Here is a 16,529-nt window from a genome sequence, read left to right as displayed (position 1 = left end):
GCGGACGCCCGGCGGCGGCCGGGTCAGGTCGCGTCCAGGGTCACCGTGAAGGAGAAGCGGTCGCCGCGGTAGTGGATGACCACCACGTCCAGCGGCCGCCCGGCCGTGTCGTAGGTGACGCCCGTGTAGTGCAGGATCGGGCTGAGCAGCGGCACGTCGAGCAGCCGGGCCGTCTCCGGGTCCGCGAGCCGGGCCTCGACGGTGTCGGTGATGCGGCTGATGTCCGCCCCCACCACGTCCCTGAGGACCTTGGTCATCGGCCAGCGCACCAGGTCGGCCGGGTCGATCAGGTCGGCCAGCTCGGGACGGACGTAGTTGCGCGCGTGGTTGGTCGGCTCGCCCGTCTTCTCGTCGGCGCGCAGCCGGTGGTAGGTGGCCACCTCCGCCAGGTCCGGGAAGTACCCGGCGAGTTCGGTCGGCGGGGCGGCCCGGCCCTCGTCCAGCAGTGTCGTCGTCATCCCGGACTGCTGGGCCACGATCGCGTCGACCGAGCCCAGCAGCTGTACCGGAGCGCCCCGCTTGACCCCCGGCTCGATGAACGTCCCACGCCGGCGGTGCCGGGAGATCAGCCCCTCGTCCTCCAGCTCCTTCAGCGCCTGCCGCATGGTCAGCACGCTCACGCCGTAGTGCCCCGCCAGCTGCTCCTCGGTGGGCAGCCGCAGCGGGTCCCGCGGCGAGCGGCCCAGTATCGAGGCGCGCAGCGACTGCGACACCTGGTACCAGAGCGGCAGCTTGCGGTTGAGGACGATCGAGTCCGGGGCGAAGGAGGTCACGGGGCCATCCGTACCCTTTCGGGAATCTTCAGTGCAACAGGCCGACCGCGCTACAGCGCGCGGAAGTGCCGCTCCAGGCCCTGCCAGACGTCGTCGTAGCGCTGCTGGAGGTGGTCGGCACCGGCCGCGTGCGGGGTGAGCGTCACGGGCCAGCGGGTCTCGAACATGAACGCCAGCCCGTCGTCGATCTTCTGGGGCTTCAGCTCGGCCGCGCTCGCCCGGTCGAACGTCTCCCGGTCCGGACCGTGCGCCGACATCATGTTGTGCAGCGAGCCCCCACCCGGCACGAAGCCCTCTGCCTTGGCGTCGTAGGCACCCTCGATCAGGCCCATGTACTCGCTCATCACATTGCGGTGGAAGTACGGCGGCCGGAACGTGTCCTCGCCCACCAGCCAGCGCGGCGCGAACACCACGAAGTCGACGCCCGCGAGCCCCGGGGTGTCGGACGGCGAGGTCAGCACCGTGAAGATCGACGGGTCCGGGTGGTCGTAGGAGATCGAGCCGATCACATTGAAACGGCGCAGGTCGTAGACGTACGGCACGTAGTTGCCGTGCCAGGCGACGACGTCCAGCGGGGAGTGGTCGTAGGTCGCCGTCCAGAGGTTGCCGCAGAACTTGTTGACCACCTCCACCGGGCCCTCCACGTCCTCGTACGCGGCGACGGGAGCCTTGAAGTCCCGTGCGTTGGCGAGGCCGTTGGCGCCGATCGGGCCGAGGTCGGGCAGACGGAAGGGCGCGCCGTAGTTCTCGCAGACGTACCCCCGGGCGCTCTCGTCGAGCAGCTCCACCCGGAAGCGGACCCCGCGCGGGATCAGGGCGACATGGCCCGGCTCCGCGTGCAGCAGGCCGAACTCCGTGCGCAGCAGCAGCCCGCCGCGCTCCGGGACGATCAGCAGCTCGCCGTCGGCGTCGCTGAACACCCGGTCCATGGAGGCGTTGGCGTGGTAGAGGTGCACGGCCATGCCCGCGCGCTGCGTCGCGTCGCCGTTGCCGCCGAGCGTCCACAGGCCCGCCAGGAAGTCGGTGCCCTCCGCGGGCTTGGGCAGCGGGTTCCAGCGCAGCCGGTTGGGGTCCGGGACCTCCTGCGTGAAGGGGCCCGTGCTCAGCGCCCCGTTGTCGGTGCGGGTGAACGCCGGGTGCCCCGCCGACGGACGGATCCGGTACAGCCACGACCGCAGGTTGTGCGCCCTGGGCTCGGTGAACGCCGAACCGCTCAGCTGCTCCGCGTACAGACCGAGCGGGGCGCGCTGGGGCGAGTTGCGGCCCTCGGGCAGGGCGCCCGGCATGGCCTCGGAGCTGTGCTCGTTGCCGAAGCCGGAGAGGTACGAGCCCGTCAGCCCCTCGGCGGTCTTCCGCGCTGCCTCGCGCTCGAACCCGCTCGCGCGGGCGGTGCCCCCATCGCTCATGCTCGCTGCTCCCTGCCGTCCGAGTTCATGGCGCCACGACGCCTCGGTCCTGATTCCTATGTATCACCGTAGGATTCGCTCCGGGCTGGGCGCAAGGGGGCCGGGGTGATCGGGCGGGACCCGGGCGGTCCTCCTCCGGAGGGAGGCCCGGCCCGTCCTCTCCAGGGATGACGAGGACCAGACTCCAGGGGGATTCGCGGTGTCGGACGGGTGTTCTACGCTCGCCGTCATGTCGTGGACACGGAAATCCCTTGCCGCGCTCGCGGTCTGTGTCCTGCTGCTGACCGGATCCGCGGGCTGCCGGAGCGGCGAGCCCGGGAAGGGCGAGAACGGCGCCTCGGCCGCGCCCGTCGGCCAGGTCCTCGACGACCGCGACGACCAGGGGCGGCCGTATCGCGAGGTGGACGAGGAGGGCGCCCCCGGCGTCGGCATCGAGGTCCAGCCCGACCCCGACGGCGCCGGCTGGGACGTACGGCTGGCCCTGCGCGGCTTCCGCTTCTCGCCGCCCGGCGCTCCCGCCGAGGCGGCGCCCGGCCGCGGCTTCGCCCGGCTCTACCTCGACGGCCGGCCCGTCGCCGAACTGCGCGCCCCCGGCCACCGGCTGTCCGCCCTGCTCGTCCCGCGCGGCACCCACCAGGTCACCGCGCGGCTGTACGCGGACGACGGCACGGTGTGGGCCGTGAACGGGGAGCCGGTGGAGACCACGGCGGACATCACGGCGTCGGGGGAGGAGAGCTCGGAGGCCGAGAACTCGGGTGCGGGGTCCTCCGCGGAGAGGACGGTGGAGCCTTCGCGGTCCATGGCCACCGGCGCTCCCGCCCCGTCCACCGGCGCGCCCGCCCCGCGGCCCGTGCCGTCCGCCTCGCGGCCGGCGCTCCCGCCCTCCCGGTCGGCGCCCTCCGCCCCGTCCACCGGGGCCCCGGCTTCCGCTTCGGCGCGACCGCACCGTTGAGCAGACCGCCCGTCGCCCTCCGTACCCAGGGGCGTGGTTCACCCGATACCGGCGGAAGGGCATCATGAAACCCGTGCCCCACGCGACCCCGCTCCGCCGTGCCCCCGTGCAGCGGCGCAGCGCCGAACGGCTGACCAGGATCCTGGACGCCTGCGCCGACCTCCTCGACGAGGTCGGCTACGACGCCCTGAGCACCCGCGCGGTGGCGCTGCGCGCCGGGGTGCCCATCGGCTCCGTCTACCGCTTCTTCGGCAACAAGCGGGCGATGGCCGACGCCCTCGCCCAGCGCAACCTGGAACGCTTCACCGCGCGCGTCCGCGAACGCCTCGCGGACATCGAGGCGGCTGGGAGCGGCGGGACCGGTGGGACCGGTGGCGAGGGCGGCGGCTGGCGCGCGGCCACCGACGCCGTGCTCGATGAGTACCTGGCCATGAAACGCACCGCGCCCGGCTTCTCGCTGGTCGACTTCGGCAATCAGATACCCGTCGGCTCCCGGGACGCCGAACCCAACCACCGCGTCGCCGACCGCCTCACCGAGATGCTCGCCGCGTATCTCTCCCGCGAGCCGGACGAGGCCATGCGGCGCGGCCTCCTGATCGCCACGGAGACCGCCGACACCCTTGTGCACCTGGCCTTCCGGGTCGACCCCGAGGGGGACGAGCAGATCATCGCGGAGATGCGGGAGCTGCTCTACGCGTACCTGGCCCGGGTGCTGGGCTGAGCACGACCCTCCCCAACATGCCTACCGGTCGGTATGCTCGGTCGGAGTCCAGGCGTCATCGCTGCCGCGAGCCCATCCGGGAGGACCCGTGTCCCGCACCGCCCTGCGAATCTGCCCTCTGTGCGAGGCCACCTGCGGGCTGACCCTCACGATCGACGGAACCCGGGTCACCGGGGCCCGCGGTGACCGCGAGGACGTCTTCAGCCAAGGCTTCATCTGCCCCAAGGGCGCCTCCTTCGGAGCCGTCGACGGCGACCCCGACCGGCTGCGCGCCCCCCTGGTCCGCCGGGACGGCGAGCTGCGCGAGGCCACCTGGGAGGAGGCCTTCGACGCGGTCGCGGCAGGACTGCGCACCGTCGTCGAGGCGCACGGCCCGCACGCCGTCGGCATCGTGCTCGGCAACCCCAACGTGCACACCATGGCCGGCGCCCTCTACCCGCCCGTCCTGCTCGCCGCCCTCGGCACCCACAGCCTGTTCACCGCCTCCACCGTCGACCAGATGCCCAAGCACGTCTCCAGCGGCCTGCTGTTCGGGGACGCCAACGCCATCCCGGTGCCCGACCTCGACCACACCGACCATCTGCTGCTGATCGGCGCCAACCCCCTGGAGTCCAACGGCAGTCTGTGCACCGCCCCCGACTTCCCCGGCAAGCTCAAGGCCCTCAAGGCCCGCGGCGGCACCCTCACCGTCGTCGACCCGCGCCGCACCCGCACCGCGAAGCTGGCCGACCGGCACCTCGCCGTACGGCCCGGCACGGACGCCCTGCTGCTCGCGGCGATGACCCAGGTGCTGTTCGAGGAGGACCTCACCGACCCGGGCCGGCTGACCCCGCACCTTCAGGGCCTGGACGAACTCCGCGACGCCGTACGGGACTTCACCCCCGAGGCGGTCGCCGGGGCCTGTGACGTCGAGGCCGACGAGATCCGCGCCCTGGCCCGCGAACTGGCCGCCGCCCCCACCGCCGCCGTCTACGCCCGCATCGGCAGCTGCACGGTCGCCCACGGCACCCTCGCCAGCTGGCTCGTGGACGTCCTCAACATCCTCACCGGCAACCTCGACCGCCCCGGCGGCGCCCTGTTCCCGCAGGCCGCCACCGACCGCACCCCCCGCCCCGCCGGACCCGGGCACGGCTTCCAGCTCGGCCGCTGGCACTCCCGGGTGAGCGGGCACCCCGAGGCCAAGGGCGAGCTGCCGCTGTCCGCGCTCGCCGAGGAGATCGACACCGCGACACCCGAGGGCGAGCCGGTCCGCGCCCTGATCTGCGTCGCCGCCAACCCGGTGCTCTCCGCACCCGACGGCGACCGGCTCGACAAGGCGCTGGGCTCCCTGGACTTCATGGTCAGCGTCGACCCCTACCTCAACGAGACCTCCCGCCACGCCGACGTCGTACTGCCGCCGCCCCCGCCCTCCCAGAGCCCGCACCACGACTTCGCGTTCAACACCCTCGCTGTGCGCAACCAGGTCCGCTACTCCCGGCCCGCCGTCCCGCTGGAGGACGGCCGCATGGCCGAGACCGAGATCCTCGCCCGGCTCACCCTCGCCGCGACCGGGATGCACGGTGCCGAACCGGCAGCCGTCGACGCCATGGTGATCGACCAGACCCTCGGCCGAGCGGTCCGCGAGGAACACTCGCCCGTCCACGGCCGCGACCCGAAGGAACTCGCCGCGCTCCTGACCGGCGACACCGGCCCCGAGCGCCGCCTCGACATGATGCTGCGCCTCGGCCCCTACGGCGACGGCTTCGGCACCCGCCCGGACGGCCTCACCCTGGCCCGGCTGCTCGACCACCCGCACGGCATCGACCTCGGCCCGCTGTGGCCGCGGCTGCCGCAGCCGCTGAAGACCGCCAGCGGCAGGGTCGAGCTGCTGCCCGCCCCGATCGCCGCCGATCTGCCCCGGCTGCGGGAGGCGATCGGCGAACGCCCCGCCGGACTGCTCCTGGTCGGCCGCCGCCATCTGCGCTCCAACAACAGCTGGATGCACAACGTGCCCGCCCTCACCGGAGGTTCCAACCGCTGCACCCTGCACCTCAACCCCGAGGACGCCGAACAGTTCGGCGTCCACGACGGGAGCGACGTGACGCTGAAGGGCGCCGGGGGAGCGGTGACCGTGCCCGTGGAGGTCACCGACGCCGTACGCCGGGGCGTGGTCAGCCTCCCGCACGGCTGGGGCCACGACCGGCCCGGCACCCGGCTCAGCCATGCCGCGAAGAACCCGGGAGCCAATGTGAACCAGCTGCTCGACGGCACCCTGCTCGACCCGCTGTCCGGCAACGCGGTCCTCAACGGCATCCCCGTCGAACTGACACCAACGCTGTGACCTGGACTTTCGCGCTTATTGCTCGCACGTCGACGTCTTGTTAACGCTTCACACGCCGACCTAACGTCACTCGCACCGCCGGCCCTGGTGGGATGTTCAAGGGTGAACGTTAGGTATCCACATGCTGACCATCCTCGGCTTCGCCATGATCGCGACCTTCCTGGTCCTGATCATGCTGAAGAAGATGTCGCCCATCGCGGCGCTCGTGCTGATCCCCGCGCTGTTCTGCGTGTTCGTCGGCAAGGGCGCCGAGTTGGGCGACTACGTCATCGACGGAGTCTCCAGTCTCGCGCCCACCGCGGCGATGCTCATGTTCGCGATCGTCTACTTCGGTGTGATGATCGACGTCGGCCTGTTCGACCCGATCGTGCGGGCCATCCTCAAGTTCGCCAAGGCCGACCCGATGCGGATCGTCGTCGGCACGGCCCTGCTCGCCGCGATCGTCTCCCTGGACGGCGACGGCTCCACCACCTTCATGATCACCGTCTCGGCGATGTACCCGCTGTACAAGCGCCTGAAGATGAGCCTGGTGGTCATGACCGGTGTCGCCGCGATGGCCAACGGCGTGATGAACACGCTGCCCTGGGGCGGCCCCACGGCCCGCGCCGCCACCGCGCTGAAGGTCGACGCCAGCGACATCTTCGTGCCCATGATCCCGGCGCTCGCCGTCGGCCTGGTCTTCGTGATCGCCCTCTCCTACGTCCTCGGTCTTCGCGAGCGCAAGCGCCTCGGCACGCTGGCGCTGGACGAGGCCCTCGTCACCGAGCAGGAGACCGCGCTGGTGGGTTCCGGCGCCGGCGCCTCGAAGGCCGCCGCTGCCGTGGGGTCCGTGGGTTCCGCGAACGGCGGCGCGGTGACCGCCACCGGCTCCACAGGGTCCGCCACAGGCTCCACGGCGACCGCCACCGGCTCCTCGGGGTCCGACACCGGCTCCTCCGACACCTCCGAGGAGGACGACGACTTCCAGGGCCTCGACCCGGACCGCCCCACGCTGCGCCCGAAGCTCTACTGGTTCAACGCGCTGCTCACGGTCGCCCTGCTCACCGCCATGATCATGGAGTGGCTGCCGATCCCGGTGCTGTTCCTGCTCGGCGCCGCCCTCGCGCTCACCGTCAACTTCCCCCGCATCCCCGACCAGAGGGCCCGGCTTGCCGCCCACGCCGACAACGTCCTCAACGTCTCCGGCATGGTCTTCGCCGCCGCCGTCTTCACCGGCGTCCTCCAGGGCACCGGCATGGTCGACCACATGGCCGAGTGGCTGGTCGGCATCATCCCGGCGGGCATGGGCCCGCACATGGCCCTGGTCACCGGCGTGCTGAGCCTGCCGCTGACCTACTTCATGTCCAACGACGGCTTCTACTTCGGCGTCCTGCCGGTCCTCGCCGAGGCGGGCGCGGCGCACGGCGTCACCCCGTTGGAGATGGCCCGCGCCTCGCTGGTCGGCCAGCCGCTGCACATGTCCAGCCCGCTCGTCCCGGCGGTCTACGTCCTGGTCGGCATGGCCAAGGTGGAGTTCGGCGACCACACCCGGTTCGTCGTCAAGTGGGCGGCCGCCACCTGCCTGGTGATCCTCGCCGCCGCCGCGCTGTTCAACATCGTCTGACGCCCTCCCGGGAGGAACCGCACATGAGGCCCGGCAGGAACCGCGGCTGGCTGCTCCGACTCGTCATCGCCTTCGGCTTCGCGCAGGGGGCGGTGTCGATGGCCCGGCCCGCCGTCTCCTACCGGGCCCTCGGGCTGGGCGCCGACGAGACGGCGATCGGCGTCATCGCGGGCGCCTACGCCCTGCTGCCCCTGTTCGCCGCCGTCCCGCTGGGCCGCCGTACCGACCACGGCCGCTGCGCCCCGCTGCTGCCGGCCGGCGTGGTCCTGATCTCCGGCGGCTGCGCGCTCAGCGGCCTGGCCGGCTCGCTGTGGACGATGGCGGTCTGGAGCGGGGTGACGGGCCTCGGCCATCTGTCCTTCGTGATCGGCGCCCAGTCGCTGGTGGCCCGCCAGTCCGCCCCGCACGAACAGGACCGCAACTTCGGCCACTTCACCATCGGCGCCTCGCTGGGCCAGCTGATCGGTCCGGTCGCGGCCGGCGCGCTCGTCGGCGGGCCCGACATGGCGGGCGGCAGCGCGCTCGCCCTGCTCGTGGCGGGCGCGGGCGCCGCGATCGCGTTCACCTCGCTGTGGCGCGTCGAGCACCGCGACACCGCCCCCGTGTCCCGTACGGCGGCGGGCGACCACGTCCCCGTGCACCGCATCCTGCGCGCCCGGGGCGTCCCGGCCGGCCTGCTGATCAGCCTCTCCGTCCTCTCCGCGACCGACATCCTCACGGCCTACCTCCCGGTCGTCGGCGAGCACCGCGGCATCGCCCCCTCGGTGATCGGCCTGCTCCTCAGCCTGCGCGCGGCCGCCACGATCGCCTGCCGCCTGGTCCTGACGCCCCTGCTGCGGCTGCTCGGCCGCACCGCGCTGCTCACGGTGACCTGCCTGCCGGCCGCCGCCCTCTGCGCGGGCATCGCCCTGCCGGTCCCGGTGTGGGCCCTGGCGGTGACGCTGGCCGCCCTGGGCTTCTGCCTCGGCGTGGGCCAGCCGCTGTCCATGACCACCGTCGTCCAGGCCGCCCCCGAGGGGGCCCGCTCCACCGCCCTCGCCCTGCGCCTGACCGGCAACCGCCTCGGCCAGGTCGCCGCACCCGCCGCGGCCGGACTGGTCGCCGGGGTCGCGGGCGTGGCGGCGCCCTTCGTGATGCTGAGCGCCCTGCTCCTGCTGTCCTCGGGTGTGGCCCTGCGCGCCCCGTCCGGGCCGGTGGCGACGCCCCGTGCCAAGGCCGGGCCGCGCAGGGTTGCCCGGCGCTGACGCCGGGGCGGGCGGGGCGCCTCACTGTTGACGCCGGGGTTCGGGCGGGGCGTCTCGCCGCTGACACCGGGGTCCGAGCGGGGTTCCCCGCAGTTGACGTACCGGCCGCGGACCGCCCGCCGGGTGCGCGGACCGTGCCGACGTACCGGCCGCAGACCGTCTCACCTGCTGGACACAAGAACTCGATCCAGCCATTCCTCTTCCCCGGGCGCATACATTCCGTTAGCTTCCGTGACCCACAGGCGCCTTGCGATCCGCACGGCGCGTCCGACCGTGGAGCACCAGCGCCCGCATGAGCCCCCGGGGGCACCCCTCATGACACGCGCCATCTCACTGCACGACGTCAGCAAGAGCTACACCAAGGGCACCCGTGTGGTGGACCGGCTCACGCTGGAGATCGAGTCCGGCGAGTTCCTCGTCCTGCTCGGCCCGTCCGGCTGCGGCAAGTCGACCGTGCTGCGCATGATCGCGGGACTGGAGGAGATCGACGAGGGGCATCTGCTGCTCGACGGCGAGTACGCCAACGAACTCCCGCCGTCCGGCCGGGACATGGCGATGGTCTTCCAGAACTTCGCCCTCTACCCGAACATGACCAGCCGCGACAACATCGGCTTCCCGCTGCGCATCGAGGCCCCCGGCGAGGACCCGCGCCCGCGCGTCGACGCCACCGCCCGCATGCTCGGCATCGAGGACCTCCTCGACCGGTTCCCCCGCCAGCTCTCCGGCGGCGAGCGCCAGCGCGTCGCCATGGGCCGCGCGGTCGCCCGCCACCCCTCCGCTTTCCTGATGGACGAGCCGCTGTCCAACCTGGACGCCAAGCTCCGCAACCATCTGCGCGCCGAGATCGCCCGGCTCACCAGGGAGTTGGGCGTCACCACGATCTACGTCACCCACGACCAGGCCGAGGCCATGTCGCTCGGCGACCGGGTCGCCGTGATGCGCGGCGGTGTCCTCCAGCAGGTCAGCCCGCCCCGTGAGGTCTACGCGCTGCCCCGCAACGTCTTCGTGGCCGCCTTCATCGGCACCCCGCGCATCAATCTGCTGCGCGGTCTCGTACGGGCTCCGCTCGGCGGGGCGATGACCATCAGCCTCGGCCGCCAGTATCTGCGGCTGCCCGAACCCCTCTCCCTGGACCACCAGTTGCTCCGCGTCCAGCAGGGCCGTGAGGTCATCGTCGGGCTGCGTTCCGAGGCCGTGCGGATCGCTGCGGCCTCGGCCGCGCGGCCCGGTGAGGTGCCGATGATCGGCCTGGTGGAGCACGTGGAGTTCCAGGGGCACGAGGTGCTCGTCCATCTCAACACCGGCTCCCGCCCCGCCGTCGTGCCGGACCTTGAGGCCGCGCGTCCGGACCGTGGCCCCCGGCGCCGCCGCCGCGACGGGGCCGGTGTGCTGGACCGGCTGCGGGAGCGGGCGGGCGCGCTGCGGTCCGGCTCGGTCGGGGTGCTGGAACGGCCTGCCGAGGCCGCCCCCGTGGTGGAACCCGCCCCGCCCGAGGGCCGGCTCCCCGGCGACCTCATCGTGCGTACCACCCCCGACTTCGACCTCCGGCACGGCATGCAGGTGCCGCTGCTGGTCGACCTCGCCCATCTGTTCGTCTTCGACCAGCACGGCGACCGCATCTGCCCGGCTCCGGCCCGGCTGCCGGACCTGGAGGAGTAGAGCCCCGGCGGGGTGACCGGCCAGGGCCGGTCCGGCCACCCCGCCGGATCAGTCACGCCGCCGGGCCGGTCGCCCCGCCGGATCAGTCACGCCGCCGGTCCGGTCACCCCGCCGGACCGGTCATCCCCCTTGCGGGCCCCGTCTCGCAGCACTCCGTCCTCCGCCCCCGCTTCCCCTCATGTCGCCCCTCATATCGCCTCTCGGCCAGGTTGCCTCTGGCGCGAGAAAACTACCGCCGCTAGTTTAGTGGCGGACGCAGTCGCGATCTCGGGAGGTAGGCCATGAAGGCCCAGGACGGCATGTACATCGACGGCGCCTGGCGCCCCGCCGCGGGGCGGGACCTCATCGAGGTGGTCGACCCGGCCGACGAGGAGGTCATCGCCCGGGTCCCGGCCGGCACCGCCGAGGACGTGGACGCCGCCGTACGGGCCGCGCGTGCCGCCCTGCCCGGCTGGGCCGCGACGCCCCCGGCCGTCCGCGCCGAGCGCCTCGCCGCGCTGCGGGACGTACTGCTGGCCCGCAAGGACGAGATCGCCGAGACGGTCACCGCCGAACTGGGCTCGCCCCCGGCCTTCTCGCAGGCCGTGCACGCGGCCGTGCCGATCGCCGTCGCCGGCAGCTTCGCCGAACTCGCGGCCACGCACGCCTTCGAGGAGAAGGTCGGCAACTCCACGGTCCTGCACGAGCCCGTCGGCGTGGTCGCCGCGATCACCCCCTGGAACTACCCCCTGCACCAGATCGTCGCCAAGGTCGCCCCCGCCCTCGCGGCCGGCTGCACGGTCGTTCTCAAGCCCGCCGAGGACACTCCGCTGACCGCCCAGCTCTTCGCCAGGGCCGTCCACGAGGCCGGTGTCCCCGCGGGCGTCTTCAACCTCGTCACCGGCCTCGGCCCGGTAGCCGGGCAGGCCCTCGCCGAGCACCCGGACGTCGACCTGGTCTCCTTCACCGGCTCCACCGCCGTCGGCAGGCGCATCGGCGCGATCGCGGGCGCCGCCGTCAAGCGCGTCGCCCTCGAACTCGGCGGCAAGTCCGCCAACGTCATCCTGCCGAGCGCCGACCTCGCCAGGGCCGTCAACGTCGGCGTGGCCAACGTCATGTCCAACTCCGGCCAGACGTGCAGCGCCTGGACCCGCATGCTCGTCCACACCTCGCGGTACGACGAGGCCGTCGAGCTGGCCCGGACCGCCGCCGCCAAGTACGCCGACCGCATCGGCCCGCTGGTCAGCGCGGGGCAGCGCGACCGGGTGCGCGGCTACATCGACAAGGGTGTCGCCGAGGGCGCCCGTCTGGTCGCGGGCGGCGCCGCGGCCCCGCGCGAGAAGGGCTGGTACATCAGTCCGACCGTCTTCGCCGACGTGACCGAGGACATGACCATCGCGCAGGAGGAGATCTTCGGCCCGGTGCTGTCCATCATCCGCTACGAGGACGAGGACGACGCCCTGCGCATCGCCAACGGCACCGTCTACGGCCTCGCCGGCGCGGTGTGGGCCGGTGACGAGGCCGAGGCGATCGCCTTCGCCCGCCGCATGGACACCGGACAGGTCGACATCAACGGCGGCCGCTTCAACCCCCGCGCCCCCTTCGGCGGCTACAAGCAGTCGGGTGTGGGCCGCGAGCTCGGCAGCCACGGCCTGGCCGAGTACCTCCAGACCAAGTCCTTCCAGTTCTGAGCCAGTTGGCCAAGTCACCCAGGTTCCGAGGGAGTCGCCCGAGATGACCGTCCGTGCCGCCGTCCTGCCCGCCATCGGCGCCCCGCTGGAGATCACCGACATCGAACTGCCGGACCCTGGCCCCGGCCAGGTCCGCGTCAGGCTCGCCGCCGCCGGTGTCTGTCACTCCGATCTGTCGCTGTCCGACGGCACCATGCGCCTGCCGGTGCCCGCGGTCCTCGGCCACGAGGGCGCCGGCACGGTCGTCGCCGTCGGCGAGGGCGTCACCCGGATCGCCCCGGGCGACGATGTCGTCCTCAACTGGGCGCCGTCCTGCGGGAGTTGCCATGCCTGCTCGCTCGGCGAGATCTGGCTGTGCGCCGACGCGCTGAAGGGCGCCGCCGCCGTCCACGCCCACACCGCCGACGGCACCGCGCTGCACCCCGGTTTGAACGTGGCCGCGTTCGCCGAGGAGACCGTCATCCCCGTCGCCTGCGCGCTGCCCGCCCCGGCCGGCATCCCGCTCACCGACGCGGCCCTCCTCGGCTGCGCCGTCCTCACCGGCTACGGGGCCGTCCACCACTCCGCCCAGGTGCGCGAGGGCGAGACCGTCGCCGTCTTCGGCGTCGGGGGCGTGGGGCTGGCCGCCCTCCAGGCCGCGCGGATCGCGGGCGCCTCCAGGATCATCGCCGTCGACGTCTCCCCGGCGAAGGAGGAACTGGCCCGAACGGCCGGTGCCACCGACTACGTCGTCGCCTCCCCGGAGACCCCGCGCGAGATCCGCGCCCTCACCGGCAGGCAGGGCGTCGACGTCGCCGTGGAGTGCGTCGGCCGCGCGGTCACCATCCGCGCCGCCTGGGAGTCCACCCGCCGAGGGGGCCGCACCACGGTCGTCGGCATCGGCGGCAAGGAGGAACAGGTCACCTTCAACGCCCTGGAGATCTTCCACTGGGGCCGCACCCTCTCCGGCTGCGTCTACGGCAACTCCGACCCGGCCCGCGACCTCCCGGTCCTGGCCGACCACGTCCGCGCCGGCCGCCTGAACCTCTCCACCCTGGTCACGGAACACATCACCCTGGCCGAAATCCCCACAGCCTTCGAAAACATGCGAGCAGGCAAGGGAGCCAGAGCCCTGATCACGTTCTAGATCCGCGGCCCCACCGCAGGCTCCTCGACGCCCCCGAGGGCAACCCCCTTCTTCACGGGCGCGGGGCTGTATCAATCTGCGGCTCCGCCGCGCGGGCGCGACAACCCACGACGCACCCGGCAGCCGAAGACCGCACCGCAAGGCAGCCCCACCTCACCGCGCCGCCCCCGCAACCTCCTCGAACTGCCGCTCCAACCCGTCCAGCAGCGCAGCCAGCCCCGTCTCGAAGGCCCGCTCATCGATCCTCTCCTGCCGATCGGGCAACAGATGGGCCTGACCGAGATGGGGATAGTCGGCGGGATCGTACGCCGACTGGTCGTCGACGAATCCGCCCGCGAAGGACCCGAGCGCGGAGCCCATGATGAAGTACCGCATCAGCGCCCCGATGGACGTGGCCTGCGGCGGCGGCCACCCCGCCGCGACCATCGCGCCGTACACCGCGTCGGCGAGCCGCAGCGCGGCCGGCCGCCGCCCGGGCCCCTGGGCCAGGACCGGGACGATGTTCGGATGGTCGCGCAGAGCGGCACGGTAGGAGACGGCCCAGTCGTGCAGCGCGGCCCGCCAGTCCCGGCCGCCCTCGAACATCGACAGATCGACCTGCGCGCTCACGGAGTCGGCGACGGCCTCGAGGATCTCGTCCTTGGTCCGGAAGTGGTTGTAGAGCGACGGCCCGCTCACCCCCAGCTCGGCGGCGAGCCGTCGGGTGGAGACCGCGGCGAGCCCTTCCGTGTCCACGAGTTCCCGTGCCGTGGCGACGATCCGGTCGGTGCTGAGAAGGGGCTTGCGCGGTCGGGCCATGGCGCACATAGTAGGGCTGCAACCAGAAACTAGCAGTGCTAATTTAAAAGTCCGGCTTTCAAGATCCGTACTCTGTGGGGTGGCTCGGCATGAACCTGGAGCTCAGCGAGGAGCAGACCGCCGTCCGCCGGCTGGCCCGGGACTTCGTGGAGCGCGAGATCGCCCCGCACGCCGCCGCCTGGGACCGGGCCGAGGAGGTCGACCGGGGCATCGTGAAGAAGCTCGGCGCGCTCGGCTTCCTCGGCCTGACGATCGACGAGGAGTACGGCGGCTCCGGCGGCGACCACCTCGCGTACTGCCTGGTCACCGAGGAGCTGGGCCGCGGCGACTCCTCCGTGCGCGGCATCGTCTCGGTCTCCCTCGGCCTGGTCGCCAAGACGATCGCCGCGTGGGGGAGCGAGGAGCACAAGCGGCGCTGGTTGCCGGGTCTGACCTCCGGCGAGCACGTCGGCTGCTTCGGCCTGACCGAACCCGGCACCGGCTCGGACGCCGGCAACCTCACCACCCGCGCGGTCCGCGACGGCGACGAGTACGTCATCGACGGCACCAAGATGTTCATCACCAACGGCACCTGGGCCGATGTCGTCCTGCTGTTCGCCCGCTCCACCGGCGCCCCCGGCCACAAGGGCGTCTCCGCCTTCCTGGTCCCCACGGACACCCCCGGCCTGACCCGCCGCGAGATCCACGGCAAGCTCGGCCTGCGCGGCCAGGCGACGGCCGAACTGGTGCTGGAGGGCGTCCGCGTGCCCGCCTCCGCGCTGCTCGGCGAGGAGGGCAAGGGCTTCTCCGTCGCCATGTCGGCCCTGGCCAAGGGCCGGATGTCGGTGGCGGCCGGCTGCGTCGGCATCGCCCAGGCCGCCCTGGACGCGGCCGTGCGCCATGCCGGTGAGCGCGAGCAGTTCGGCCGGTCCATCGCCCATCACCAGCTCGTCCAGGAACTGATCAGCGACATCGCCCTCGACGTGGACGCCGCCCGCCTGCTGACCTGGCGCGTCGCCGACCTCGTGGACCGCGGCCTGCCCTTCGCGGTGGAGTCCTCCAAGGCCAAGCTGTTCGCCTCCGAGGCCGCCGTGCGCGCCGCCAACAACGCCCTCCAGGTCTTCGGCGGCTACGGCTACATCGACGAGTACCCGGCCGGCAAACTGCTGCGCGACGCCCGGGTGATGACTCTCTACGAAGGCACCAGTCAGATCCAGAAGCTGCTCATCGGCCGTGCGCTGACCGGGGTTTCGGCGTTCTGAGTACGTGGCTGAGTACTTGAGCGGATGTGGCGCGGGCCACGCCCGGCGAAGCTGTTCCCCATGAGTGACATACCCGCCAAGCCGCAGAACACGGCCGCCTTCTACGGTCAGGCCGTGGCCTCGTTCGCCGTCGCCATGGCCGCCACTGCCATCGGGATCTTCAAACTGGAGGCCGACACCTGGGTTCGCGCCTTCCTCGGGATCGCCGTCCTGTACCTCGTGACCTCCGCCTTCACCCTCGCCAAGGTCATCCGGGACCGCCAGGACGCGGACCGGCCGACGTACCACGTCTGAGGGCCGCCGGACGGGCGCTCTAAGCGGCCGCTCACCAGCGGCTGTATGGTGGTGCCCCGGTCAGCGAGAGGGGCGAACGAGCGATGAGTACGGCGGAGGAGACCACCGGCGGCGAGCCGCAGGCGTGGGACGAGGTCACGCCCGACGCGGCCCGGCGGCTGCTGGTGGCCGCGGTGGAGGCCTTCGCCGAGCGCGGCTACCACGCCACGACCACGCGTGACATCGCCGGCCGCGCGGGCATGAGCCCCGCCGCGCTCTACATCCACTACAAGACCAAGGAGGAGCTCCTCCACCGGATCAGCCGGATCGGCCATCAGAAGGCGCTGGACATCCTGCGCACCGCGGCGGCCCGTGAGGGCACCGCCACCGAGCGCCTCGCCGACGCCGTCAGCTCCTTCGTCCGCTGGCACGCGGGCGGCCGTACCACCGCCCGGGTCGTCCAGTACGAGCTCGACTCGCTCGGTCCGGACGCCCGCGCCGAGATCCTCGCCCTGCGCCGACAGGTCGACGGTGAGGTGCGCGGCATCATCGAGGACGGTGTGGCCTCGGGCGAGTTCGACGTGCCCGACGTGCACGGCACCACCCTCGCCGTGCTCTCCCTGTGCATCGACGTGGCCCGCTGGTTCAACGTGGAGGGCTCGCGCACCCCCGACGAGGTCGGCGCGCTGTACGCCGACCTCGTGCTGCGGATGGTGGGCGCGGGCGGCTGAGCCCCGCGCCCG

General features: G+C 72.7%; 14 protein-coding genes. 11 read left to right on the top strand and 3 right to left on the bottom strand.

Features of this window, described 5'->3' with window-relative positions; genetic code table 11:
• Positions 1-23 precede the first annotated feature (23 nt).
• Positions 24-773, bottom strand: a complete 750-nt coding sequence (locus ACZ6SQ_RS03860; RefSeq protein ID WP_469556459.1) for a GntR family transcriptional regulator — start codon at positions 771-773, stop codon at positions 24-26.
• Between the two features lie 50 nt (positions 774-823).
• Positions 824-2,179, bottom strand: coding sequence for a homogentisate 1,2-dioxygenase (gene hmgA, locus ACZ6SQ_RS03855; protein WP_469556457.1), 1,356 nt, complete (start codon positions 2,177-2,179; stop codon positions 824-826).
• Between the two features lie 229 nt (positions 2,180-2,408).
• On the opposite strand from hmgA, the gene ACZ6SQ_RS03850 reads away from it, so the two are divergent.
• From ACZ6SQ_RS03850 to ACZ6SQ_RS03815, 8 genes are all read left to right on the top strand, one after another.
• The gene (locus tag ACZ6SQ_RS03850) at positions 2,409-3,131 is read left to right on the top strand and encodes a hypothetical protein (protein WP_469556454.1); all 723 of its coding nucleotides are present in this window, start codon (positions 2,409-2,411) and stop codon (positions 3,129-3,131) included.
• Between the two features lie 64 nt (positions 3,132-3,195).
• The gene (locus ACZ6SQ_RS03845; RefSeq protein ID WP_469556452.1) at positions 3,196-3,852 is read left to right on the top strand and encodes a TetR/AcrR family transcriptional regulator; all 657 of its coding nucleotides are present in this window, start codon (positions 3,196-3,198) and stop codon (positions 3,850-3,852) included.
• Between the two features lie 88 nt (positions 3,853-3,940).
• Entirely contained in the window at positions 3,941-6,172 is a 2,232-nt protein-coding gene (locus ACZ6SQ_RS03840) for a molybdopterin-dependent oxidoreductase (RefSeq protein ID WP_469556450.1), read from the top strand.
• A 121-nt stretch (positions 6,173-6,293) separates the two neighbouring features.
• On the top strand, positions 6,294-7,775 hold the full coding sequence (locus ACZ6SQ_RS03835; RefSeq protein WP_469556446.1) for a CitMHS family transporter: 1,482 nt from the start codon (positions 6,294-6,296) through the stop codon (positions 7,773-7,775).
• A gap of 23 nt (positions 7,776-7,798) precedes the next feature.
• The gene (locus ACZ6SQ_RS03830) at positions 7,799-9,019 is read left to right on the top strand and encodes an MFS transporter (RefSeq protein WP_469556443.1); all 1,221 of its coding nucleotides are present in this window, start codon (positions 7,799-7,801) and stop codon (positions 9,017-9,019) included.
• A gap of 315 nt (positions 9,020-9,334) precedes the next feature.
• Positions 9,335-10,678 (top strand): ABC transporter ATP-binding protein, encoded by a 1,344-nt coding sequence (locus tag ACZ6SQ_RS03825; RefSeq protein ID WP_469556441.1) that lies wholly within the window; start codon positions 9,335-9,337, stop codon positions 10,676-10,678.
• A 281-nt stretch (positions 10,679-10,959) separates the two neighbouring features.
• A complete protein-coding gene (locus tag ACZ6SQ_RS03820; RefSeq protein WP_469556440.1) occupies positions 10,960-12,348 on the top strand; it encodes an aldehyde dehydrogenase family protein in 1,389 nt (462 codons plus the stop codon).
• A 43-nt stretch (positions 12,349-12,391) separates the two neighbouring features.
• Positions 12,392-13,474: a Zn-dependent alcohol dehydrogenase gene (locus ACZ6SQ_RS03815; protein WP_469556437.1), complete on the top strand. Its 1,083-nt coding sequence runs from the start codon at positions 12,392-12,394 to the stop codon at positions 13,472-13,474.
• 153 nt (positions 13,475-13,627) lie between these two features.
• Here ACZ6SQ_RS03815 and ACZ6SQ_RS03810 read toward each other — a convergent pair whose 3' ends face one another.
• Positions 13,628-14,272, bottom strand: coding sequence for a TetR/AcrR family transcriptional regulator (locus ACZ6SQ_RS03810; protein ID WP_469556436.1), 645 nt, complete (start codon positions 14,270-14,272; stop codon positions 13,628-13,630).
• An 89-nt stretch (positions 14,273-14,361) separates the two neighbouring features.
• Here ACZ6SQ_RS03810 and ACZ6SQ_RS03805 point away from each other — a divergent pair, with 89 nt between their 5' ends.
• From ACZ6SQ_RS03805 to ACZ6SQ_RS03795, 3 genes are all read left to right on the top strand, one after another.
• The gene (locus ACZ6SQ_RS03805) at positions 14,362-15,513 is read left to right on the top strand and encodes an acyl-CoA dehydrogenase family protein (RefSeq protein ID WP_469556434.1); all 1,152 of its coding nucleotides are present in this window, start codon (positions 14,362-14,364) and stop codon (positions 15,511-15,513) included.
• A 60-nt stretch (positions 15,514-15,573) separates the two neighbouring features.
• Entirely contained in the window at positions 15,574-15,807 is a 234-nt protein-coding gene (locus ACZ6SQ_RS03800; protein WP_386377026.1) for a YiaA/YiaB family inner membrane protein, read from the top strand.
• Between the two features lie 83 nt (positions 15,808-15,890).
• Positions 15,891-16,517: a TetR/AcrR family transcriptional regulator gene (locus tag ACZ6SQ_RS03795; protein ID WP_469556430.1), complete on the top strand. Its 627-nt coding sequence runs from the start codon at positions 15,891-15,893 to the stop codon at positions 16,515-16,517.
• Positions 16,518-16,529 lie beyond the last annotated feature (12 nt).

The sequence above is a fragment of the Streptomyces sp. NPDC048600 genome (assembly GCF_055587025.1).
The sequence above is the reverse complement of the archived record's forward strand: the minus strand, read 5'-3'. Positions and strand labels throughout refer to the sequence as shown.